19 protein-coding genes are annotated in these 22,948 nt (G+C 67.3%); 14 read left to right on the forward strand and 5 right to left on the reverse strand.

The features are described 5' to 3' along the window. The first annotated feature begins 204 nt into the window (after positions 1–204). The 9 genes from AB4Z47_RS15740 to AB4Z47_RS15780 all read left to right on the forward strand — a co-directional run bounded on the left by AB4Z47_RS15740 (position 205) and on the right by AB4Z47_RS15780 (position 11,745). Positions 205–1,599: an acyl-CoA dehydrogenase family protein gene (locus AB4Z47_RS15740; protein ID WP_441951559.1), complete on the forward strand. Its 1,395-nt coding sequence runs from the start codon at positions 205–207 to the stop codon at positions 1,597–1,599. Positions 1,600–1,631: 32 nt separating this feature from the next. Then, complete coding sequence (locus AB4Z47_RS15745; RefSeq protein ID WP_441951488.1) at positions 1,632–2,861, forward strand: acyl-CoA dehydrogenase family protein; 1,230 nt, start codon at positions 1,632–1,634, stop codon at positions 2,859–2,861. Positions 2,862–3,380: 519 nt separating this feature from the next. Next, entirely contained in the window at positions 3,381–5,006 is a 1,626-nt protein-coding gene (locus tag AB4Z47_RS15750; RefSeq protein ID WP_441951490.1) for an acyl-CoA synthetase, read from the forward strand. Between the two features lie 176 nt (positions 5,007–5,182). Further along, a complete protein-coding gene (locus AB4Z47_RS15755; protein WP_441951492.1) occupies positions 5,183–6,841 on the forward strand; it encodes an acyl-CoA synthetase in 1,659 nt (552 codons plus the stop codon). Positions 6,842–6,994: 153 nt separating this feature from the next. Continuing rightward, complete coding sequence (locus AB4Z47_RS15760) at positions 6,995–7,558, forward strand: hypothetical protein (protein ID WP_441951494.1); 564 nt, start codon at positions 6,995–6,997, stop codon at positions 7,556–7,558. 398 nt (positions 7,559–7,956) lie between these two features. After that, on the forward strand, positions 7,957–9,414 hold the full coding sequence (locus AB4Z47_RS15765; RefSeq protein ID WP_441951495.1) for a PepSY-associated TM helix domain-containing protein: 1,458 nt from the start codon (positions 7,957–7,959) through the stop codon (positions 9,412–9,414). 413 nt (positions 9,415–9,827) lie between these two features. Then, positions 9,828–10,445 carry an IPT/TIG domain-containing protein gene (locus tag AB4Z47_RS15770; RefSeq protein WP_441951496.1) on the forward strand — a complete coding sequence of 206 codons (618 nt, stop codon included), beginning with the start codon at positions 9,828–9,830 and terminating at the stop codon, positions 10,443–10,445. Between the two features lie 398 nt (positions 10,446–10,843). After that, positions 10,844–11,074 carry a hypothetical protein gene (locus tag AB4Z47_RS15775; protein WP_441951498.1) on the forward strand — a complete coding sequence of 77 codons (231 nt, stop codon included), beginning with the start codon at positions 10,844–10,846 and terminating at the stop codon, positions 11,072–11,074. A 209-nt stretch (positions 11,075–11,283) separates the two neighbouring features. Next, a complete protein-coding gene (locus AB4Z47_RS15780) occupies positions 11,284–11,745 on the forward strand; it encodes an SRPBCC family protein (RefSeq protein ID WP_441951499.1) in 462 nt (153 codons plus the stop codon). Positions 11,746–11,797: 52 nt separating this feature from the next. Here the strand turns inward: AB4Z47_RS15780 and AB4Z47_RS15785 are convergent, their stop codons facing one another. The 3 genes from AB4Z47_RS15785 to galK all read right to left on the reverse strand — a co-directional run bounded on the left by AB4Z47_RS15785 (position 11,798) and on the right by galK (position 15,136). Continuing rightward, positions 11,798–12,055 (reverse strand): hypothetical protein, encoded by a 258-nt coding sequence (locus tag AB4Z47_RS15785; protein WP_441951500.1) that lies wholly within the window; start codon positions 12,053–12,055, stop codon positions 11,798–11,800. 12 nt (positions 12,056–12,067) lie between these two features. Beyond that, positions 12,068–13,765: a sodium:solute symporter family protein gene (locus AB4Z47_RS15790; protein ID WP_441951561.1), complete on the reverse strand. Its 1,698-nt coding sequence runs from the start codon at positions 13,763–13,765 to the stop codon at positions 12,068–12,070. A gap of 252 nt (positions 13,766–14,017) precedes the next feature. Next, entirely contained in the window at positions 14,018–15,136 is a 1,119-nt protein-coding gene (gene galK, locus AB4Z47_RS15795) for a galactokinase (protein WP_441951502.1), read from the reverse strand. A gap of 252 nt (positions 15,137–15,388) precedes the next feature. Between galK and AB4Z47_RS15800 the strand changes: the two genes are divergently transcribed. From AB4Z47_RS15800 to AB4Z47_RS15810, 3 genes are all read left to right on the forward strand, one after another. After that, on the forward strand, positions 15,389–15,883 hold the full coding sequence (locus tag AB4Z47_RS15800) for a pyruvoyl-dependent arginine decarboxylase (protein WP_441951504.1): 495 nt from the start codon (positions 15,389–15,391) through the stop codon (positions 15,881–15,883). Next, the gene (locus tag AB4Z47_RS15805; RefSeq protein ID WP_441951506.1) at positions 15,880–16,449 is read left to right on the forward strand and encodes a hypothetical protein; all 570 of its coding nucleotides are present in this window, start codon (positions 15,880–15,882) and stop codon (positions 16,447–16,449) included. The genes AB4Z47_RS15800 and AB4Z47_RS15805 overlap by 4 nt, the downstream gene beginning before the upstream one ends. An 86-nt stretch (positions 16,450–16,535) precedes the next feature. Beyond that, entirely contained in the window at positions 16,536–17,978 is a 1,443-nt protein-coding gene (locus AB4Z47_RS15810) for a diguanylate cyclase domain-containing protein (RefSeq protein ID WP_441951508.1), read from the forward strand. A 2-nt stretch (positions 17,979–17,980) separates the two neighbouring features. Here AB4Z47_RS15810 and AB4Z47_RS15815 read toward each other — a convergent pair whose 3' ends face one another. Together AB4Z47_RS15815 and AB4Z47_RS15820 are read right to left on the reverse strand one after the other, a co-directional pair. Then, on the reverse strand, positions 17,981–18,754 hold the full coding sequence (locus tag AB4Z47_RS15815; RefSeq protein WP_441951509.1) for a DUF6319 family protein: 774 nt from the start codon (positions 18,752–18,754) through the stop codon (positions 17,981–17,983). A 217-nt stretch (positions 18,755–18,971) separates the two neighbouring features. Then, on the reverse strand, positions 18,972–19,592 hold the full coding sequence (locus AB4Z47_RS15820; protein ID WP_441951510.1) for a TetR/AcrR family transcriptional regulator: 621 nt from the start codon (positions 19,590–19,592) through the stop codon (positions 18,972–18,974). Between the two features lie 288 nt (positions 19,593–19,880). On the opposite strand from AB4Z47_RS15820, the gene AB4Z47_RS15825 reads away from it, so the two are divergent. After that, the gene (locus tag AB4Z47_RS15825; protein WP_441951512.1) at positions 19,881–21,530 is read left to right on the forward strand and encodes a class I adenylate-forming enzyme family protein; all 1,650 of its coding nucleotides are present in this window, start codon (positions 19,881–19,883) and stop codon (positions 21,528–21,530) included. Between the two features lie 368 nt (positions 21,531–21,898). Continuing rightward, on the forward strand, positions 21,899–22,921 hold the full coding sequence (locus AB4Z47_RS15830) for a DoxX family protein (RefSeq protein WP_441951513.1): 1,023 nt from the start codon (positions 21,899–21,901) through the stop codon (positions 22,919–22,921). The last annotated feature ends 27 nt before the right edge of the window (positions 22,922–22,948 follow it).

A 22,948-nucleotide genomic window follows, 5' to 3' on the forward strand; every position in this document is an offset into this window, starting at 1 on the left:
CGAGCAGCCTGCGTTGCCGTCGCGGTTCGCTGATCCTCGCATCGAGTGCGGCGAGCCGGCCTATCGAATCCCAACATCACTGTGGTCAGCAGCGGAGTCGGCGTCGACTACACCTCGACGCCCTTCTTACTCTGAAGTAAGGTGGCCTTACTCAGGAGTAAGATAGCTGGGACAGACCTCACCCCACCCATCCGAGAAAACATGGTGATGATGAGCACTCGAGACAGCGCAACGACGCGGGGTCCGGACACCTCCGCGGTCGGCCTGAACCAGCCCAAGCGGGATTGGATGGGCACGGCGATGCGAGTCATGACGACACTGACCGGGTCGGAACTCGCCCACAAGTACAACCTGCGTAAGCCGATCGAGCGAGTCACCTACGAGGGCACCAAGACCGGCTTCCGCACCCTGGGTGCCGCCACCCGCGCGTTCGCCAAGGTCGCGGGCAACGGCGCGCCCAAGCGCCTCGCGGACAACGAGTCGAGGAGCAAGGGCTTCTTCGACCTGACACCGAGCGACGACCAGCAGATGATCGTGGCGACCGTCCGCGAGTTCGCCGCCGAGATCCTGCGCCCGGCGGCCTACGACGCCGACCATGCCGCCGAGGCGCCGCGCGACCTGCTCGAGCGGGCCGCCGAGCTCGCCATCGCCCTGATCAACGTTCCCGAGGAACTCGACGGCGTCGCCTCCGAGCGCGGCGCGGTCACCAACTCGCTGGTCGCCGAGGCGCTGGCGCACGGAGACATGGGTCTGGCCCTGCCCATCCTGGCGCCGAGCGGTGTCGCGGTCGCGCTGTCACAGTGGGGCACCGACGCGCAGCAGAAGACCTATCTGCCGGCCTTCACCGGCGCGAACGTGCCACAGGCCGCGGTCGTGATCAGCGAGCCCCGCGCCCTTTTCGACCCGTTCACGCTGCAGACCAAGGCGGTGCGCTCGCCGAGCGGCTACCGTATCTCGGGCGTCAAGAGCCTGGTACCTGCCGCTGCCGACGCGGAGCTGTTCCTCGTCGCCGCCGAACTCGACGGCCGTCCCGCGCTGTTCATCATCGAGTCGGACACCCCCGGCCTGGTCGTGGAGGCCGACCCGAGCATGGGGCTGCGAGCCGCGGGCCTCGGTCGCCTGATCCTGGACAACGTCGCAGTCGGTACCGGCGCGATTCTCGGCGACGGTGACGCCAAGACCCGCGCCGAGGACTACGCCGACGCCGTTCGCCTGGCGCGTCTCGGCTGGGCCTCGCTCGCCGTCGGCACCAGCCAGGCGGTGCTGGACTACGTGATTCCGTACGTGAACGAGCGGGAGGCGTTCGGCGAGCCGATCTCGCACCGCCAGGCGGTCGCCTTCATGGTCGCCGATATCGCGATCGAGCTCGACGGCCTGCGCTTGGTGACCTTGCGTGGCGCCTCTCGCGCGGAGCAGGGCCTGTCCTTCGCGCGGGAAGCAGCGCTGGCGAGGAAGCTGGCCACCGACAAAGGCATGCGAATCGGCCTCGACGGCGTTCAGCTGCTCGGTGGTCACGGCTTCACCAAGGAACACCCGGTCGAGCGCTGGTACCGCGACCTGCGGGCCATCGGTGTCGCCGAAGGCATCGTGCTCATCTGATCGGTCTGTTCGTTATTCCAGGAGACTTCACCATGATCAACCTCGAACTCCCCAAGAAGCTGCGGGCCAGCGCCAACCAGGCCCACCAGGTCGCGCAGGAGATCTTCCGCCCGATCTCACGCAAGTACGACCTCGCCGAGCACGACTACCCGGTCGAGCTGGACACCATGGCCGCCATGGTGGAAGGCCTCGCCGATTCCGGCACCCAGAAGATCGGCGGCGCCGCCGGAGGCCGTGCGGATGACAGCGAGACGAACAGTCACGCCACCGAGCTACTCGGAAACAGCAACGGCGGCAATATGTCCGCGCTGCTGAACGCGCTGGAGACCTCCTGGGGCGACGTCGGTCTGATGCTGTCGATCCCTTACCAGGGGCTGGGCAACGCGGCGATCGCCGCCGTCGCCACCGACGAGCAGCTGAAGCGCTTCGGCAAGGTGTGGGCCTCCATGGCCATCACGGAGCCGTCCTTCGGCTCCGACTCCGCGGCCGTGTCCACCACCGCCGTGCTCGACGGCGACGAATGGGTGCTCAACGGCGAGAAGATCTTCGTGACCGCGGGCCAGCGCTCCACCCACATCGTGGTGTGGGCGACAGTCGACAAGAGCCTCGGCCGCGCGGCGATCAAGTCGTTCGTCGTACCCCGGGACTCCCCGGGTCTGTCGGTGGCGCGGCTCGAGCACAAGCTCGGCATCAAAGCCTCCGACACCGCGGTGCTGCTGCTGCAGGACTGCCGGATTCCGAAGGACAATATCCTCGGCAGCCCGGAAGTCAATGTGGAGAAGGGCTTTGCCGGGGTCATGCAGACCTTTGACAACACCCGCCCCCTCGTCGCCGCGATGGCGGTCGGTGTCGCCCGCGCCGCGCTCGAGGAGCTGCGTGTCATCCTGACCGACGCGGGTGTCGAGATCTCCTACGACATCCCGGCCAACAATCAGCACGCCGCCGCCGCCGAATTCCTGCGGATGGAAGCCGATTACGAGGCCGCCTACCTACTCGCCCTGCGCGCGGCGTGGATGGCCGACAACAAGAAGCCCAACTCACTCGAGGCCTCCATGTCCAAGGCGAAGGCAGGTCGCACCGGTACCGACATCACCCTTGAGGCAGTCGAATTGGCCGGCGCCATCGGCTACTCGCAGCGCACCCTGTTGGAGAAGTGGGGCCGGGATTCCAAGATCCTGGACATCTTCGAAGGAACCCAGCAGATCCAGCAGCTGATCGTGGCCCGCAGGGTGCTCGGGAAGACCAGCGCCGAGCTGAAGTAGTAAGGCGCACAGGGAAAACCAGTGCGGGTCGGCTGCACAACTCGCACCGGTCTCCTGTTTTCCGGCTCGGTGTCCAATTGCGCGTGTTTCTTCCGTACCGCGCCCGAATTCGAAGAGCACCACCAGTTTTGGCGATACCGGAATTGTGGACCATGAAACGCGGACTCCGTAGCCTCGCACACATGTGGAGCATTGTCGTCGTCGCCGTTATCAGTTGCTTGTTGATCGCTGCCGGATTCGCCCGGGGACTTCCTGGGGACTGAGGCGTCTTGTTCGCACGGTCGCAGCAACTCCGGCCCCAACGGATTCGGGGCCGGAGTGCTCGGCCTGTCGAGTCCGCAAGAGCGAGTTGTCGAGCCGGAGCGGCAGCTGTCACCACGTTCGGACGAATCCGATTACGTCTGAATTGTCTGATTTATTTGTGACCTGCCACACGCCGCGCTGCTACGGTGACAATTCGACAGGCCATACCGGTTCGCTGGGTCGAGTACCGGCGCGAGGTTTTGTGGAGGTTTCGACATGAAGGTGGCGCACGCGCTCGAGGCTGTGCAAGCGCTGGGAGTGCTGCGTTCCCGTGGCATCAGCGATCCCCGCAGACCGCTGGAGACGCTGCGGACGATTCGGGAATCTCGGATTCTCGGCGCGCAGGCCACGGTGATCCGGCACTCCGCGCGGATCAAGCCGGACGCGCCGGCCATCGTCGACGAGGCAGGCACGCTGACCTACCGCGAGCTGGACGAACAGTCGAACGCGATCGCGCGCGGTCTCCAAGCGGGGGGCATCACCGAGGGCACGGTGATCGGCCTGCTGGCCCGCGACCACCGCGGCCTGATCCTGTCCATGGCCGCAGCGGGCAAGCTCGGTGTGCGGGCGGCGCTGATGAACACCGGGTTCGCCAAACCGCAGTTCGCCGAGGTGTGCGAGCGCGAGAAGGTGAAGGCGGTGCTCCACGACAGTGAGTTCCTCGGCCTGCTCGACGCGCTACCCGCCGACCTGCCGCGCTACATCACCTGGGTCGACGAGGGCGCCCAACTGCCGGAAGGCGTGCGAACCCTCGACGACCTGGTCGCGGCCAACTCGACCGAACCGCTGCCCGCGCCGGGAAAAACCGGTGGCTTCGTCATCCTGACCAGCGGCACCACCGGCCTGCCGAAGGGCGCTCCGCGCGGCAAGGTCTCCCCGCTGTCCACCGCGCAGCTGGTCGACCGCATCCCGTTTCCACAGGGCGGCACCCAGGTGATCGTGTCGCCGATCTTCCACAGCACCGGCCTGGCCACCTGGATAGTCGGCGCGGCCCTGGGCAACAGCGTGGTGGTACGCCGCCGCTTCGACGCCGAGGCGACACTGAAGATGGTCGCCGACCACAAGGCGGACATGCTGGTGGCGGTGCCGACCATGCTGCACCGGATGGTCGAGCTCGACCCTGCGATCCGCGCGAAGTACGACCTTTCTTCGCTGAAGGCGATCGTGCTGTCCGGTTCAGCACTGTCCCCCGAGCTGACGATCAAGGCCACCGAGGTGTTCGGGCCCGTCCTCCACAACCTCTATGGTTCGACCGAATGCGCGGTCGCGACCGTGGCCACACCGGAGGACCTGGCCCTCGCGCCCGGAACCGCCGGCCGCGCGCCCATCACCTGCGAGGTGCGGCTCTACGACGACAACGACAAACGGGTCACCGCGATCAACACGACCGCGCGCATCTTCATCCGCAGCGGCGCGCCGTTCGAGGGCTACACCGACGGCAGGAAGAAGCAGGTCATCGACGGCTACATGGCCAGTGGCGACGTCGGCCACTTCGATGAGCACGGACTGCTCATGGTGGACGGTCGCGACGACGACATGATCGTCTCCGGCGGCGAGAACGTCTTCCCGCAGGAGGTGGAGAACCTGCTACTGGAGCGCCCCGACATCTTCGACGCCGCGGTGGTCGGCGTGGACGACGCGGAGTTCGGCAAGCGGTTGCGCGCCTTCGTCGTTCCCGAGCCGGGCCACACGCCGGATGGCGAGGAGATCAAGGCCTACATCAAGAACAATCTGGCCCGCTACAAGGTGCCCCGCGAAGTGGTCTTCCTCGACGACCTCCCCCGCAACCCGACCGGCAAGCTGCTGCGCCGCGTGCTGGTGGATTACGAGGTTCAGGCCTGAGGGTGGGCGGGCCGGGTCACGCCCGGCCCGTTCGGTTACTCGCGGGTACAGCTCGCCGAGATACCTGACACAAGCGGTTACAGTCGCTTGTTATTGTTGGCGGTAGCACTGGATCTCGAAGTTGCGGTCCGCACCACCTGGGGCTATTGGGTAGGATCGCCGGAAGGTTGTCACCGATGTCTCTGTCCTTCCCCGCGCTCAGCGGCACCGTGCGCAAGGCGAGCGATCTCGCCCTCAGCGTGAATGTCATGGTCAGGCGGCGGCTGTTCAATCCGCTGCGCCCGGATCACGTCGTGCGGTCGGCGTTCAACGTGCTCAGGTTCGGCCCGTTCGCCGGTGTGGTCATGCACGCCGCGCAGACCAGGCCCAGCGCGGGCGCCATCGTCGACGAACGCGGGGAGCTGACCTTCGGCCAGCTCGACGAGCAGTCCAATGCCCTGGCCCGCGGCCTCGCGGACCAGGGCCTGGAGCCCGGTGACGTGGTCGCCGTATTGGCACGTGACCACCGCGGCATGGTGCTGAGCCTGCTGGCGACCGGCAAACTCGGCGTGCGCACCGTGCTGATGAACACCAGCTTCGCCAAGCCGCAGCTCGCCGATGTGGCCGAGCGCGAGCACGTGAAGGCCGTGCTGCACGACAGCGAGTTCCTCGACCTGATGAGCGCGATTCCCGCCGACATCCCACGGGTGCTCACCTGGGTGGACGAGAAGGACGACGCCGACCCGTCGATTCCCACCCTCGAGTCGCTGGTCGCGAGACGCTCCACCGCGCCGCTGCCCGCACCGGCGAAACCGGGCGGCGTGGTCGTCCTCACCAGCGGCACCACCGGCACCCCGAAAGGCGCGCCACGCGACCGGGTGAGCCCGTTCGCTTCGGCCCAGTTCCTCGACCGGGTGCCGCTACCCAACAACGGCACCATGCTCATGGCGGCGCCGATCTTCCACGGCACCGGCCTATCCCAGTTCACTCTCGGTCTCGCGCTCGGCAACCGGGTGGTCTTCCAGCAGCGCCGCTTCGACCCGGAGCAGACGCTCGTGAACATCACCACCTACCGCGCGGACTCGCTGGTCTTGGTGCCGACCATGCTGCAGCGCATCCTGGACTTGGGCGACGAGGTGCTGGCGAAGTACGACTCGAGCACCATCAAGGTGATCTTCGCGGCGGGCTCGGCCATCGCGCCCGATGTCGTGACCCGCACACTGGACTACTTCAACGACAGCCTCTACAACCTGTACGGCTCCACCGAGTGCGCCGTCATCACCGTCGCTACCCCCGAGGACCTGCGCAAGGCGCCGACTACCGCGGGCCGCGCACCGGTCGGCATCCGGATCGTGCTGCTGGACGAGAACCGAAAGCCGATCACCGCGCCGAACGTCGTCGGAACCGTCTTCGTGGACAACGGCTTCGCGTTCACCGGCTACACCGACGGCCGTACCAAGGAGATCGTCGACGGCATGATGTCCAGTGGCGACGTCGGGCATTTCGACGCCGATGGCCTGCTCTTCATCGACGGCCGCGACGACGACATGATCGTCTCCGGCGGCGAGAACGTCTTCCCGCTCGAGGTGGAGAATCTCATCGCGGGCCGCGACGACATCTTCGAGGCCGCGGTGGTCGGCGTGGACGACCGCGCATTCGGAAAACGGCTGCGCGCCTTCGTCGTTCCCGGCCCGGACTCGGCGCGGGATCCGCAGGAGATCAAGGACTACGTCAAGGCGAATCTGGCGCGCTACAAGGTGCCGCGCGAGGTGATCTTCCTCGACGAACTCCCCCGTAATGCGACCGGCAAACTATTGCGCAAGCCGCTGATCGAGATGGACGTCGACGCGAGCTGACCGGCCCGTCGGAAGCCGCACCAGGGTCGCAGCGGGCGCTCGAACCGGCCCCGAATACAGTTTTATTTCCGGATGGAAACTGCAGCTCTCGGCCATTTTCCGGATCGGATCGGTACGAACGGTCGCGTGCAATCTGTCGGCTATCATCAGCGGGTGAGTATCGAGTTCGGCCGTCCCGCCGCGGATCTACGCGGCGCCGTCGCGCAGGTGCGCGGTGGTTCGGCTGGTGCGATATCGGGGGTCATTTCCATCGCCGCACATGGTTGGGTGTCGGACGGCATGCCTCCGACTGCCACGGCGCTGGTGCTGCTCACCGCCGGTTCCACCGTGATCGGCGCCATGGTGGCCGGGCTCGCTCTGTTGCGGGACACCTCGACCGGGCTGGCCGCTGCGCTGGTGACTGGGCAGGTGCTCGGTCACCTCACCATGGGATTCAGTTCGGGGCACCTGCATCACGGTGATGCGCAGCTGACTCCGATCATGCTCACCGCACACCTCTTCGCGGCGGTCGCGGCCGCCATCGTGATCCGCGGTGCGGAAGCAGCGTACCGGGTGGGGACGGCGGTGCTGGCCCGCGTAATTCCGGTGCGCCAAAGGGCGCCCATCGTCGCGGGTCCGGCGCCACTGCGCACGGCCCATCGTGATCGCGTCATCCTGCGCGTTCTCGCCGCCCAATCCCTGCGCACCCGTGGTCCGCCGCTTCCGGTCGGCATCTGATCTTTCCCGACCCGGTGCACGGGAGCATTCGTGTGTGAGCGCCGCCCACTCCGCCGCTTTTCACCGTGCGGCACAGCGTTGCGGCGCACGCTCGTCAGCATTTCGCGATCGCGTGGACATGACGCGCCGCGGGGCAGCACGCCATCGCGTCCGCGTACTTCAGCGCAGCGGCGTCATGCTGCACCGCGGCGTCGCGCCGCACGGAGGTGACTGCGGCCGCTGCTGTGCCTTCGCATCCGCCGGAACGTCTGCCGCGACACGTTCACGTCGTCCAGGCGGCGGTCGGCCAAATACGCGCGGCGGAAGTTTCGCGCCTCACCGGGCCCCACGGCCGCGGTACATCGTGAGCAACGGCCTGCGACCTGCCCGGGTTCCCGCCCCTCAGAATCGAAACGACTGTGAGTACAACAGAAATCACCACGCCCGACGCCGAAATACCCGAGCTGTCGAGCAAATCCCGGCCCGCGTCACGCAACGGCTGGTATGCACTGGCCATGCGGCTGCACTTCTACGCAGGCGTATTCGTTGGGCCCTTCCTCCTCGTCGCCACCGTCACGGGCGCGCTCTACGCAATCTCACCGACACTCGAGTCGATCACGTCGCGCGACCTGCTGACGGTCACGGCGGCCGGAACGCCGAAACCGCTGTCCGATCAGGTCACCGCGGCGGTCGCCACCCAGCCGAACCTGAGGCTTGTGGCCGTCGCCCCGGCGGCGGACGCCGAGGACACCACCCGCGTGCTCTTCGACGATCCCTCACTGGGTGAGTCCGAGCGGCGGGCTGTGTTCGTCGACCCATACACCGCGCGGCCCGTCGGCGATTCCGTCGTTTACGGCAGCTCGGGTGCGTTGCCGCTGCGCACCTGGATCGACCGCCTGCACCGGGATCTGCACCTGGGCGAGCCGGGCCGGATCTACAGCGAGCTTGCCGCGTCCTGGCTGTGGATCGTGGCGCTGGACGGTCTGGTCATCTGGGTGCGCCGCGTACGGGGCCGACGCATCCGCAATTCCGCAGGCTGGCTGTTTGCGCCCGACCGGTCGCAGAACGGGCGCGGCCGCACGCTGAATTGGCACGGCGCGGTCGGCATGTGGGTGCTTCCGCTGCTGCTTCTACTGTCGGCGACCGGCTTGACCTGGTCGACGTACACGGGCGCGAACGTCACCGAGTTGCGTCAGCAGCTCAGCTGGACCACGCCCGCGGTCAGCACCATGTCGCCAGGAACCATTGCGCCCGTTCATGATTCGGGTAGCGATCACCACGGCGGCGACCATGGAGCGCCCGCGTCCAGCGACCCGGCCGACCGGATCAGTCAGCTGGATCGGGTGTATGAGACCGCCCGCGCCAACGGGGTCACCCAGGCCGCGGAGATCGCGGTCCCGGACGCGCCGGGGGAGGCGTTCGCGGTGAAGGAACGACGGATACCCGGCATCTACACCGTCGACGCGGTCGCCGTAGACGGAGCCACCGGCGCGGTCACCGACCGCCTGGCCTACGCCGACTGGCCGCTGATGGCCAAGCTCACCAACTGGGGCATCCAGTTCCACATGGGTCTCATGTTCGGGCTGCTCAACCAGCTGTTACTGCTCGCGGCGATGCTCGGCCTGATCACTGTGATCGTCCGCGGCTACCTCCTGTGGTGGCGTCGGCGCCCTACCCGCGGTGAGGGTGGGTTGGCGCTCGGCCGCGCGCCGCGGCGCGGCGCGTTGCGCAAGAACTCACCGTGGCTGGTCGTTCCGCTGCTGGCCGCCGCGCTGGTGGTCGGCTCGTTCGTCCCGCTGGTCGGGCTGAGCCTGCTCGCCTTCCTCGCCGTCGACGTCCTGATCGGCCTAGCCGGGCGGGTGCGCACCGTCTCCTAGACCTCGCATGATCCGCCGGGCGAAGGCCCGGCGGATCACCACGACCTACCGACGAATGCCGGAATGATGCGGGTGCGGTGGCCTCGGAGTGCACTTCGGATCCGCGGGACCCAGGCAACAGAGGTCAGGCGCCAGGCCGCGCTGTCAGGGCCCGGCTACCGCAGCTGGTCGGGGCGGGTCAGTTCCTCGGAGACGGTCCACATGCGTCGGGCTGCGACCGGGTCACTGGCCGACAGCTGGGCCGGCAGGTCCAGTTGAAACCGGACAAAACCGGAAGAAAACGGACGAAAACGGATCCGGAATTCATTGCCAAAGTGCCTCCGCTGGAGGGTTACTGGACATAGCGGTGTCACTACGACATCAACACCGTTGCAGTACAACCCTTTTCACTTTCTCCGTTCGGAGGGATACCAATGCCACCCGTTCTCACTTCCCTTACTCCCAGTTTCGGCCCTGAAGCGGGCTTGAACTCTGTGGTGATCGCCGGCTCCGGGTTCAGCGGTGTCGGTCCGTTGACCGTGCGGTTCGGCACGACGGCAACCACATTCACCATCGACTCCAATACCCAGATCACGGCCGTCGCCCCGCCCGGTACGGGCACGGTGAACGTCACCGTCAGCGCAAATCTGGACGGCACGAGCAACCCGCTGCCCTACATCTATGGCCCCGGCGTTGTCTATGCCAGCGACGGTGCCGTCGTCGGCACGGTGTATTCGATGCCGGCAGCCGGCGGCACGGCAACCCCCGTGGTGACGGGCTTGAATCAGCCCATGGGTCTGGCCCGCGTCGGAAACACCCTTTACATTGCCGAATTCGGGGCCAACAGGGTGGTGTCGGTGCCGGCGACCGGCGGCGCGGTGACCCCACTGGTCACGACCGGTCTGTCGGGCCCTGTCGATGTCACCGTTTCCGGTAGCACCCTCTTCATTACCGATAGTGGAAACCTGAGGGTGGTGTCGGCGCCGATCGGCGGCGGTAGCCCCACCTTGGTCGCCGGCGTCCCGACCGGCGTTTTCGGAATCACGGTTTAAGCCAAGGGGACCGCTGAACTATTCGCGTGTTGTCCCCGGCCGGCCTCTGGTCGGCCGGGGACCCTCGTGTGATGCGGGCCAAACCACACGAGTGAATGGCTGACCTGCCTGCTGGCCGGCAAATGCCTGGAATGGCAGGCGAGAGGCGTGCGGCGATGGACACCATCGAAGCGTCGATCGATCGCATCCCGGTGGCAAACATTCGGAACCGGGCGCGAGCACGATGTGACGAATCGCCGGTGCTGCCGACACGTTTGCTCGCGCGACAGCCCTTATCGTTGGGGCCTGCACATTGAGCCGGCGGTATGTCGGCCCGGGACGACAAAACGCCCTCCGCACGATCACCCGGACGAGAGATCCGCAAGCTGTACACGACTGCGATTCCAAGGAGGACACCCGTGCGACTCGTCAAAACAGGTGCTATCGCTCTGGCGCTTGCCTGTTCAACCATCATCGGTGCTGGTGCAGCACACGCCGACCAAAAAATCGAGGTCACCGCAAAACTGCTGGACTGCTCCGTCCGATCCCGGGTGGACTTGGGTGTGCTGGCAATTGTCGGCCCTAACGGCACGGTCACTGTCTCCGACGACGTGTACACCCGCCTGAGGGCTGCGGGCTGCTTCCTCTGAGCACACAGCCCTCCAGCAGGTCGTCCGGCCTGTCACAAGGCAAGCGATGGGCCGGATGACCATCCCACAAGCCTGGGTGTCACCGCGCCCCTCGCTTGTTTGTCTCCAACCTGCCCGGGTAAGCGCCCTATGACCCGATTCGCCCCCACGGGAGCGATTGTCGACCGCTCGATGCCCGGCCGCGGGTCGGGTGAGGAAAGGGGTAGCAAGTGAGCACATTGGCCGCCACGGTAGACGTCGAGGTCCCGGTTCGCACCGCCTACAACCAGTGGACGCAGTTCGAGTCGTTTCCGCAGTTCATGGAGGGTGTGGAAACGGTGCGGCAGCTGGACGACAGGCACACCCACTGGCGTATCCACGTCGGCCCTTCGACGCGGGAGTTCGACGCCACCATCACCGAGCAGCATCCGGACGAACGGGTTGCATGGAGGTCCGACAGCGGACCCAATCACGCGGGCGTGATCACTTTTCATCGCCTGGACGACACCCACACCAGGGTGACCGCGCAGATGGAGGTCGATCCCGAAGGCTTTGTGGAGAACGTCGCCGACAAGCTCGGCGTCCTGAAGCACCGGGTGAACGGCGACATGGAGCGCTTCAAGCACTTCATCGAGGGCCAGGGCCACGAAACCGGTGCCTGGCGCGGCGACATTCCCCGCCCGGGCCTCTGATCCACGCCACAACCGGCGGCGTCCCCTCGCATCCAGGGGGCGCCGCCGCTGTTCAGACGGAGTCAGGCCCCTCTGCGGTTTCGCCCGCAGGTGCCTGCGGTTCAGGCGGCACTTGGACCGGACGAAGCAGCACCCAGGCCAGGAAGGCCAGCGCTACCACTCCCATGCCGGCCCCTGACCAGAGATTGACGTTGATACCACCGGTTTTGGCCTCGTCGGCCGCGGTGTCGTGCACCAGACCGGTGATGACGAGGATGACCGCGTAGCAGCCGAGCAACCCCCCGACGATGGTGCGGATGTCGAAAAGCATCGAGTCAGCTCCTTATCCGACGACGATATTGAGGGCGATGACGAGCACGAGGGCGATGCCCGCCAGCAGGACCGGACGCTGATACCAGGGCAGCGCGTCGGCCTCTGGGTCGGTGCGCACGTCCTTCGGCGTCTCCGAATACACCAACCCGATCAGGTCTGCCGCGGGTTTGGGCTGGGTCACCTGGGTGACCGCGACGCTCACCCCGATGTCGACCACGAACGCGACCCCGGCCGCGACGAAACTCGCGCCCTGACCGGACAATTCGAACACCTTCGTTTCGTGCAGGATGAATACGAGGATCGCCGAACCGGTTCCGCAGACCAGGCCCATCCAACCTGCGGTCGGCGTCATCCGTTTCCAGAACATGCCGAGGATGAATGTGGCGAACAGCGGCGCGTTGAAGAAGCTGAACAGGGTCTGCAGGTAATCCATCATATTGCTGAAGCCGGACGCGATGAACGCGGTGAAGATCGCGGCCACCGTCGCGCCGACCGTGGCCAGCCGGCCCACACCCAGGTAGTAGCCGTCCGCCCGCTCGCGCCGCACGTACTGCTGCCACAGGTCGTAGCTGAACACGGTGTTGAACGCGGAGATGTTGGCCGCCATGCCCGCCATGAACGCCGCGAGCAGACCGGCGAGGCCGACGCCGAGCAAACCGTTGGGCAGCACGTCCTTCATCAGGTACAGCAGCGCCTGATTGTAGGTGGTGTCGCTCTCGAAATCCGGATTCGCCGTCACCGCCGTCTTGTACTCGGCCATCTGCGGCACCAGCACGGCGCTGATCATGCCCGGGATCACCACGATCAGCGGGATGAACATCTTCGGGTAGGCGCCGATGATCGGGGTACGCCGCGCCGCCGAGATGGAGTGCGTCGCCATCGCGCGCTGCACCTCGACGAAGTTCGTGGTCCAGTATCCGAAGGAAAGGACGAACCCGAGCCCGAACACGATGCCGACCACCGACAGCAAGTTGTCACTGAACCCGCTCAGCGCGTTGCCCGGCCAGGAATCCAGCTGTTGCGGCCCGCCCGGCGAGGCGGTGATCTTCTCCTTCAGTCCGCTCCAGCCGCCGACCTTGTGCAGGCCGACCAGGGTGAGCGGCAGCAGCGCGGCCACGATGACGAAAAACTGCAGCACCTCGTTGTAGATCGCGGCGGACAGACCGCCGAGGGTGATATAGGAGAGCACGATCGCGGCGGCCACGATCACCGACACCCACAGCGGCCAACCCAGCAGTACGTTCACGATGGAGCCGAGCAGGTACAGGTTGACACCCGCGATGAGGATCTGCGCAATCGCGAAGCTCAGCGCGTTCACCAGGTGCGCGCCGGTGCCGAAACGCCTGCGCATGAACTCCGGCACGCTGCGCACTTTGGAGCCGTAGTAGAACGGCATCATCACCACGCCGAGGAACAGCATGGCGGGCACCGCGCCGATCCAGAAGTAGTGGAAGGTCGGGAAACCGTATTGGGCGCCGTTGGCGGACATGCCCATGATCTCCACCGCGCCCAGGTTCGCGGAGATGAATGCCAGGCCGGTCACCCAGGCGGGCAGCGAGCGCCCGGACAGGAAGAAGTCGATGCTGGAGGAGATGCGCCGCCTGGCCAGAAGGCCGATGCCGAGTACGAACACGAAATACAAGGCGACCAGTGCGTAGTCGACGGCGCCGGCGTCCAGCCGAAGCGTGGTGGCGGCGTCGAGATGCATGGTCGCAGCTGCCCGGCGCACGTCGGCGGCGGTCAGCGCGGAAGCGAGAACGGGTGGATCAGCAAGCGGCACAGCGTCCCTCCTGGCGGTGAAACCGGACGTCGGGGCGAGATCGTGCGTGGTGCTGGTGCTGGTGCTGCCAGGCGCGCGCGACTTCCTCGTCGCCCACCGATTGGGTGTCGGCTGACACCTACTGTGCGTGATTGTGCCGCACTCGCGGGGCACAATCACGCACAAATCCTGGACGATCGCTCAGTCGATGCGGTGCGCGCCCCCCGCGGGAACAACCACGAACGTGCGCGGATCGGCAAGACTCGCGTCGGCGAAGCGTTTCCGCGCCGTCTCCGCCACTGCCTCGGTCCGCCCGCGATCGACGAGGGCGATCACACTCCCGCCGAACCCGCCGCCGACCATGCGCGCGCCATGCGCGCCCGCCGCAAACGCGGCACGCACGGCCGTGTCCAGAGCCGGCGTGGAGATCTCGAAATCATCGCGCAGCGAGGCGTGCCCCTCGGTCAGGATCGGGCCGATCCCGCGTGGATCGGCGCCACCCCGCAATCTTTCAGCAATCGCGAGCACTCTGGCGTTCTCGGTCACTACATGCCGGGCCCGGCGACGCAGCACGTCATCGGTGATCCGCTCGACGGACGCCGCGGACGCGACATCACGCAAGGCGGCGACGCCGAGTTCCCCGGCCGCGGCCACGCATTGGGCGCGCCGCTCGGCGTAGCCGCCCTCGACCAGGTCGTGCGGCTGCCCGGTATCGATAACCAGCAGCTCGAGGCCGAACCTGTCCAGGTCGAAAGGGATCTGCTCGTGCCCGACGCCGCGCGGCGACGTCCCGGTGTCGGCGACGAAACCGCGAACGTCCAGGAACAGCGCGTGCCCGGCCGTGCACAGGATCGCGGCCGACTGGTCGAGCAACCCGGTCGGTGCACCGACGTAGTCGTTCTCGGCGGCGCTCGCCAGGTCGATCAGCGCCCGGTCGGTCAGACTGGGCGCGAAGAGATCCCGCAGCGCGAGGGCCACCGCGCACGACAGCGCCGCCGAGGACGACAGCCCGGCGCCGATCGGCACCGCGCCGTCCAGGTCCAGGTCCACGCCCGGGACCCGGTGTCCGCGCCGCTCGAATCCGGCGACGACCCCGAGCGGGTAACGCGACCATCCCGGCACCCGCTCCCGCTGAGCGGCGAGCTCGGACACCGCGACGAGCACCGGCTCGCCGGGCCGCTGCCGCGAGACGACCCGCACCTGCCCGTCGGCGCGCACCGCGGCCCCGCACCGCACCACCAGCGGCAGGGCGATCGGCAGAACGAAGCCCTCGTTGTAATCGGTGTGCTCACCGATGATGTTGACCCGCCCCGGTGCCACCCATGTCCGCAACCTGGTCCCTCACTGTCGTCGACTCTCTTCTCAGACTAGGAGACACGCCGCACGAGCACTGCCTTCGGCTCTCGAGATGCGCGATGCGCATTCCTGACGCACAGTCGATTTTGACGCAATTAAAGCCTGCAAATTGGGGTCGAACTGTTTCCGGAGGGCATGATGATGCATAACACCCCAGGTGGCGACCTGAGAGGATGGCAGTGGATCGATCGCTTACGCCAGCCGATGGGTGGGCCGATGCCAGGTCGATCGCTGACGATCGAGATAGGAGCCGCAACCGGAGTGGGGCCGACCGCGATGGCAGCTTTCGACGCGGCGCTACGCGGTCTGGGAGTCGGCGAGGCCAACTTGATCCGGCTGTCGTCGGTCATTCCACCGCGCGCGACCTTGGAACGCACCGGCCGGGTGCGCAAACCGATCTCCTGGGGCGATCGCCTCTACTGCGTGTATGCGGTCCAGCACGCGAACGAACCCGGTGCGCGCGCCGCCGCGGGTATCGGCTGGGTGCTGCGCGACGACCATTCCGGCGCAGGGCTTTTCGTGGAACACGAAGCCGAGACCGCCGAGGAGGTGTCCGACCTGATCCGGTCCAGCCTGACCGACATGACGCGGAACCGGCCGGAGCGCTTCGGCCCCGTCCACCTGTGCACGACCGAGACCACCTCCGACGGCGATCCGGCCTGCGCGCTCGTTCTCGCCGCCTACCACACCGCCCCATGGAATCCACGATGAGCGGCCTCTACGTCACCGTCGAGACGACGATTCCGGACGACCGGATCGACCTGTTCCACCGCCTCTACGAGGAGGCGTTCGGCCCGCTGCGGGCCAAGGCCATCGCACGGCAGGTGCTGCGGCGCGAGGAGTTCCGCGCCGAGATGGTCGATCCTCGCGTACACAAGCACGTCGCGCGACTCGGCTCGGGCGAGCCCATCGGCGTGACAACGCTGACCAGGCATCTCGACACCGTCCCATGGATCAGTCCGGACTACTTCGCGGCACGCTACCCCGAACACGCGGCGCGGGACGCGATCTACTACGCCGGTTTGACCCTTGTTGCGCCAAGTGCACGACAAGGGGCCGCTTTCCATGCCATGATCAACTCCATTGTCCAGGTTTTGGTTGCCGAACGCGCGGCGGTCGGTTGGGACATCTGCTCGTACAACAACACTCGGTTCTCGTTCGCCGACAGTATTCGGGCGATGCTCGACGAACAGGCGAACGTCGAAGTCGCGGTTGAGGATTCTCAGATCTACTACGTGGCCCAGTTCACAGGGGATGGAGCGACCAAGGGGGACTGATGACACCCAGCGCAGAGCACTCGAGCGGCCTGCGGCGTCGGCTCGGATTTCGCTGGTATGCAGTACTTTTAGGGGGAGGCGCGGCCATGATCGCGACGAATGTCGCGATCGACTCGCATGCGGTGTCGTTGGTGACGATGGCGGTCATCCTCGCCGGAACGCTCGCGATGATGGGCATCGGGCTGCACATTCACCGGCCCATCCATCCGCTGCCCTGGTATCTGCTGTCCGCCTCCGCCGTGTTGTTCGCGACGGGGACCGTGCTGCGGGAGGCGACCCACCACTCGATCCATCCGGTCGAGGACGCGTTCACCCTGCTCGGCTACGTCGGGGTCGGCCTCGCCGGGCTGATCTGGTTGTATCCGCGCCAGGTGCGCGACAACCACGACCTGCTGCTGGACTCCGGCCTCATCGGCCTGGGCGCCCTGCTGGCCTCCTGGGCGTTTCTCATCTCGCCGATCCTGCAGTTACATGCCACCACGCTGGACACGCTGCTGGCGGCGATCTATCCGGTGCTCGATGCGCTGCTGCTCACCCTGGTCGCGCACTCGGTGGCCACCGCGACGCGCTCGGAGACCTCGTTATGGCTGCTGCACGCCGGGCTGATCGCGCTGCTGCTCGGCGATCTGGGCTACAGCCTGGAGATGGTGGGCACCCCCATCGGGCGCGACGTCCTGCTCGCTCCACTGCTGGCTGCCTACACCACCGTGGGTGTCGCGGCGCTCCACCCGACCATGGCCGCGCTCGGGACACCACGCCGGATCCATCCGCACCACTCCAGGCAGCGGGCCAGCGTCATCGCGGTCGCACTGATCGTGGCCTCGCTGGTCCCGGTGGTCGGGTCCAGCTTGGGCACCCTCGACCGCGTGGTGGTGTCGTCACTGTTCGCGTTGCTGCTGGTCGGAGTGCTGGTGCGGAGCGAGCGCGCCATCGTGCGCAGTGCACGCAGCGAGCGACACGCCCAGTACCAGGCCGACCACGATATGCTCACCGGCCTGCTGAACCGGGCCGCGCTACTGCGCGCGCTCGACGGCAATCGCGAGCAGTGGGGCGAGCAACCGATCTGCCTGCTGTTCATCGACCTGGACGGTTTCAAGAACGTCAACGACAGTTACGGGCACGCGGTCGGCGACGAGCTGATCGCGACCGCGGCCGCGCGGATCCGGCGGGTGGTGCGCCGCGAGGACGTGGTGTCCCGGTACGGCGGCGACGAGTTCGTCGTGCTGTCCCCGCTGGCCAGGCAGGAGGCCGCGGTGCTGGCCGAACGACTGATCGGCGCTTTCGTCCGGCCGTTCGAGCTGAGCGCGGGCGAGATTCCGATCACCGCAAGCATCGGCATCGCGTGCGTCGGTCCGCGCAGCTCGGACACCAGCGTCCACAACCTGATCCGCGACGCGGATGCGGCCATGTACCACGCGAAGGAGAACTCGCTCGGCTACACGTTCCACGACGACGCTCGGCACGCGCTCACAAACCCCATGCGCCGGATCTGCCGCCCAGCCGACCGCTCCACCAGCAACGCGGTGTGAAATCAGTCGCGCAGGTCCTCCAGCAGGCGCTTGGCCTCCTCGAGCTCGGCCTGCAACTGCTGAACCTTGGCTTCCTGCACGCCGCGCGCCGCCTCCAGAATCCCGGCCACCACATCGGCAACCTCCGGATGCAGGACCTTGGCCGCCTGCGCCACCGCCGAACTGTTCACCGGAAGGCCGCGCACCGTCCGCTTCTTACCGCTGACCACATCGACCGACCACTCGCCGTCGGCAGTGCCGGTGAGCGTCACCGTGACCTCGGGCGCCTTCGTCTTGCGCGCGGCGGACGCCTTCGCGGGCTTGGCGGTATTCGCCGCCGGTGTCTGCCTGGCAGAGCTCTTGGCCGCACCGTCCTGTTCGCTTGATTCCGGTGTGCCCCCCGGCGGTTTCGGGGTGACCGGCGGCGTGGGGGCGCTCCCCTGCGCGGACGGTGTCGCGGTGCTCGTAACGGTCGACGTCTGGGTCACAGCGGATTCCTTTCTTGTTGTCGACTTCGGATGGGCAGCGGAAACGGCGGCCCCTCGCGGCGGTTTGGTCAATGTCACTTCTGTCGGAGAGAAGGACAGGACATCTTTCGAGCCGGTCGGCCGGACCTGCAGGAAGTCTCCGTCGGTCGGGTCACCGAGCGCGACCACCTTTCCCGACCGTCCCTCCGGCACACCGACCGCGGCCGCGGTGAACCACACCATGGGCGGGCGGCCACCGGCGATGTCCGTGGCGATCTGCTGAATCTCACTGTCCGACAAGGGCTGTGGCTTGGTTCTTGGCGACGGCATGGTGCACTCCGAGCGGTGTTCGTGGATGGCTGCGTGCACAGATGATGCCGCACGGCTCCGACAGATACCCAAACCACTGCCGAATCGAGTTCGAGCACACGCAGGTTCGCGCACCCAGCGAATGCCGAGCTACATTCAAGGCGAGCGTGCGCCCGGCCCCATTTCGGGCCCTCGCGACTGCGCCACCGACTTCCGGGGCCACCAGCGGCGCAATCGTTCAACTCGCGCTGGTGGGCGCCCGCAGCGCCGGAAACCAGATGTCGGCGAGCACCTCGACGGCCTGCTCCGCGGAGACGTCGACGGTGCCCTGCATGGCCCACCGGGTGAAGAACCGTTCCAGTTGCGCCACAAGCAGCTCCACGCGCAACCGCCCCTCGTCCTGCCGGTCGGCGGGCCAGCCCGCGAGGTAGGAGGTCATCGCGTTCGGCAGAGCGCGAATGCCGTCGCGCGCGAGTGCGCGGAACTTCGGCTCCAGCGCCGTCGCCTCGTCCCAGGCGGGCAGCAGGTCCTTGTACTCGTGGAACCACTCGATCGCGCGAGTGACCCAGCCGACGAATTCGGCGCGCGACCCGGCCTCCAGCACGCGATCGAGGTCCTCGTAGAAGCGCAGCGTGCTGGGCACCGTGCTCTGCGCGGCGATGGCGCTCAGAATCTCCACCTTGCCCGCGAAGTGCAGATAGAAGGTCGCGCGGCTGCAGCCGACCGCCGCCGCGATGTCGTCCACCCGGACCGCCGCGTAACCGCGGGTGCTGAACAGCTCCTTGGCACCCGCCATGAGCCGGGCCCTGGTCTGCTGCTTCTGCTCCTCACGCAGGCTGGTGTTCGCGTTCGTGCGCATGGTGAACGGGTCCCTTGTGTGCGTCGAAAAGGGGTGCTGACGTCCGACTTTCGAGAAGAGAGTCATAACGCGCAGCGGAGCGAGAGCTTTCGCTAGACAATACGTCATTCACTAGACATGCCGTCTAGTGAATGTTAACTTGTTGCCTACGTCACTCCGGAGCACTGCGCGTCGGACGGGTTCGACGCCATATCGCGCGTCACTGCGGGCAAGTGGCGGCCCTCCCAGCACAAGGACATGAATGACGGCGACCGGACTCCCCCGCGCCTGCGGAGCGATGAGGAAGATATGAACAAGCCTTTCGATCCGCAGGCATTCGCGGCCGAGGCAGCGGCCCGACTCACCGGCCCCGGCGGACGGTTCGAGCTGGTGGTCGAAGACGTGCTCGGCGCGCCGATGCCGGTGATGCGCCACCGCAGCACCTCCCTGGGCGAGGTGCTCGCCGCGTCGACCGCGCACGGCGACCGGGACTATCTGGTTACCGAAGACCGACGGATGTCCTTCACCGAGCATGCGTCCGCCGTCGCGGCGCTGGCCACGGCCCTGCGTGAGCGCTACGGCGTGGGAAAGGGCGACCGCGTCGGCATTCTCGCGGCGAACACGCCCGAGTGGGTCCTGACGTTTTGGGCGGCGCAAGCGCTCGGCGCGATCGCGGTCGGCTACAACGCGTGGTGGACCCCGCGCGAGATCGCCTACGGCGTCGAGCACACGAGCCCGACCGTGCTCGTCGTCGACGCGAAACGCGCCGCACTGCTGGCCCAGCCGGACATCCGGGTCCCGGTGCTCACGATGGAGCACGACCTGCCCGCGCTGCTGGCCGACTTCCCGACCGCCACGCTGCCGCGCACCGAGATCGACGAGGACGACCCCGCGGTGATCCTCTACACCAGCGGCACCAGCGGGCGCCCCAAGGGCGCGGTGCACTCGCACCGAAACCTGGTGGCGGTCACCGACTATCACGTGTTCAACGACGCGCTTGCCGCCGCGTTCACCGGTGCGACCGAGCCGCCCAGCGGGCGACGCTATCTGCTCACCTCGCCGCTGTTCCACATCGCCAGCCTGCACAATCTGGTGGTGCCCCGCCTGGTCACCGGCGACGCGGCCGTCATCCACCAGGGTTCCTTCGACGCCGACCGGGTGTTGCGGCTGATCGAGCGGGAACGAATCAGCAATTGGGGCGCCATGCCGACTATGGCCACCAGGATGCTCGAACTCGACCTGTCGCACTACGACCTGTCCGCGCTGACCGCGTTTTCGCTGAACTCGGCGCCCTCGTCGGCCGCCCTGCAACAGCAGCTGCGCGATCGCCTCCCTGTCGCACGGAACGCCCTGGTGACCAGCTACGGGCTCACCGAATGCAGCACCGCGGCGACACTGGCCGGTCCGGCCGAACTCGCTGCGTTCCCGGACACCGTAGGGCGACCGGTCGTCGGCGTCACACTGGAGATCCGCGACAGCGCGGGCAACACCGTCCCCGACGGCACCGAAGGCGAGATCTGCGTGCGCAGCCCGTACGTGATGCTCGGCTACTGGCAGGACGAGGCGGCCACCGCTGCGGCGATCACCACCGACCGCTGGCTGCGCACCGGCGACATCGGCGTCCTGGATGACGGCAGGCTGCGATTGTCCGGGCGGCGTTCGGATCTCATCCTGCGCGGCGGGGAGAACGTCTACCCCACCGAGATCGAGCAGTGCCTGGAGGAACATCCCGCAGTGCGCGAATGCGCGGTGGTCGGCGTGCCGGACGCCGACCTCGGACAGCGGGTCGCCGCCCTCGTCGTCGTCGAAAGCGCCACGGCGACAACGGAGGACGAACTGCGCGCGTTCACCGCCGACCGGCTGGCCTACTACAAGGTCCCCGCCCGCTGGCGGCTCACCACCACCGCCCTCCCGCGAAACGCGACCGGTAAGGTCGTACGTACCGCCATCGAGGTGTGAAACCCGAGAACGCCCCCTTCGACAACCGTCTCGGTTGCTGAACCGCAACGACGTGTTCATCGGCGGGGCACCGCCGTGGAGCTGCCCGACTGCGGCGATCACCCGATGGTGGAGGACCCGGACCGGGTCACCGGGCGACCACCGCCGCATCCGTCCCGAAGGGAGCCGACGACTCCTGAGTGGCGCGCTCACAACCGCGGAGCGCGTGTGAGCACAGCTCGACGAAGCCTGAACCACCCCTTGATAGTTGGCTATCAATTAGCTGTTTCTCGATAAGACTGTCGCTTCCCAACGCTCAGGTGAGCGTGTTTGACCGGGAGGCTTCCGGGAATCCGGTCCGTACGGACATCTAGGGAAGGGGTTATGACATGTTGTTGCGCCGACTCGCCCGGCCGCTGCTGGCCACCGCATTCGTCGTGGATGGGGTAGATACGCTGCGGCGCCCGGAGGAGCGGGTCAAGGTGGCGACCGAACTGGTGCAGCGGGGACAGCGGCAGCTCCCCGATGAGGTTGCCGCAAAGCTGCCCGCCGATCCGGCGACCGTGGTGCGAATCAACGCGGCCGCCCAGGTCGGCGGCGGTGTGCTACTCGCGCTGGGGAAGGCGCCGCGCCTGGCGGCCCTGGTGCTCGCGGCAACCGTCGTGCCCGCGACCGTCACCGAGCAGGATTTCTGGAACGAGCAGGACCCGGCGCGCAAATCGGCGAAGCGGACCGCGTTCCTGAAGGACCTCGGGCTGCTCGGCGGCCTGATAATCGCCGCCGCCGATACCGAGGGCAAGCCCTCGCTGGGCTGGCGTGGACGCCGGGCCGCGCGCGACGCCGCCGCCGCGGTATCGGCGTCGCTACCGTTCGGCGCGACCCCGAACGGTGCGACCGGTGTCGCGCTGCGCAAGCACGCACACGACGCGGCCGAGCGGGCGCGCACGCTGGGTGCTGTCGCCGCGAGCAAGGGTGCCGAGCTGGCCGAGACTGCCCAGCGGCACGGCCCGGACTGGACCGAGGCGGCAAAAGAACACGGCGCCGACTGGGCCGAAACCGCCAAAGAACACGGCGCCGACTGGGCCGAAACCGCCAAAGAACACGGCGCCGACTGGGCCGAAACCGCCAAAGAACACGGCGCCGACTGGGCCGAAATCGCCAAAGAGCGCAGCGCGGAGTGGGCCGAGATCGCCAAGGAGCGCAGCGCGCTGCTCGCCGACCTGGCCAGGCATCGCGGTGCGGAATGGACGGAAATCGCCAAGGAACGCAGCGCGGAGCTGGCCGAGCGCGCCAAGCGACGCGGACCCGAAATAGCGGACATCGCACGGGAACGCGGGGCGAAAACCGCGCACGCCGCACGCGACAAGGTCGAAGCGCGGACGCCGCTGAATGGGCGCCACCTCTTCCGCTAGCCGATCTCGGCTGAGACCTGCGCCGCT

This window comes from Nocardia sp. 2TAF39, from assembly GCF_052114905.1.
GTDB lineage: Bacteria > Actinomycetota > Actinomycetes > Mycobacteriales > Mycobacteriaceae > Nocardia.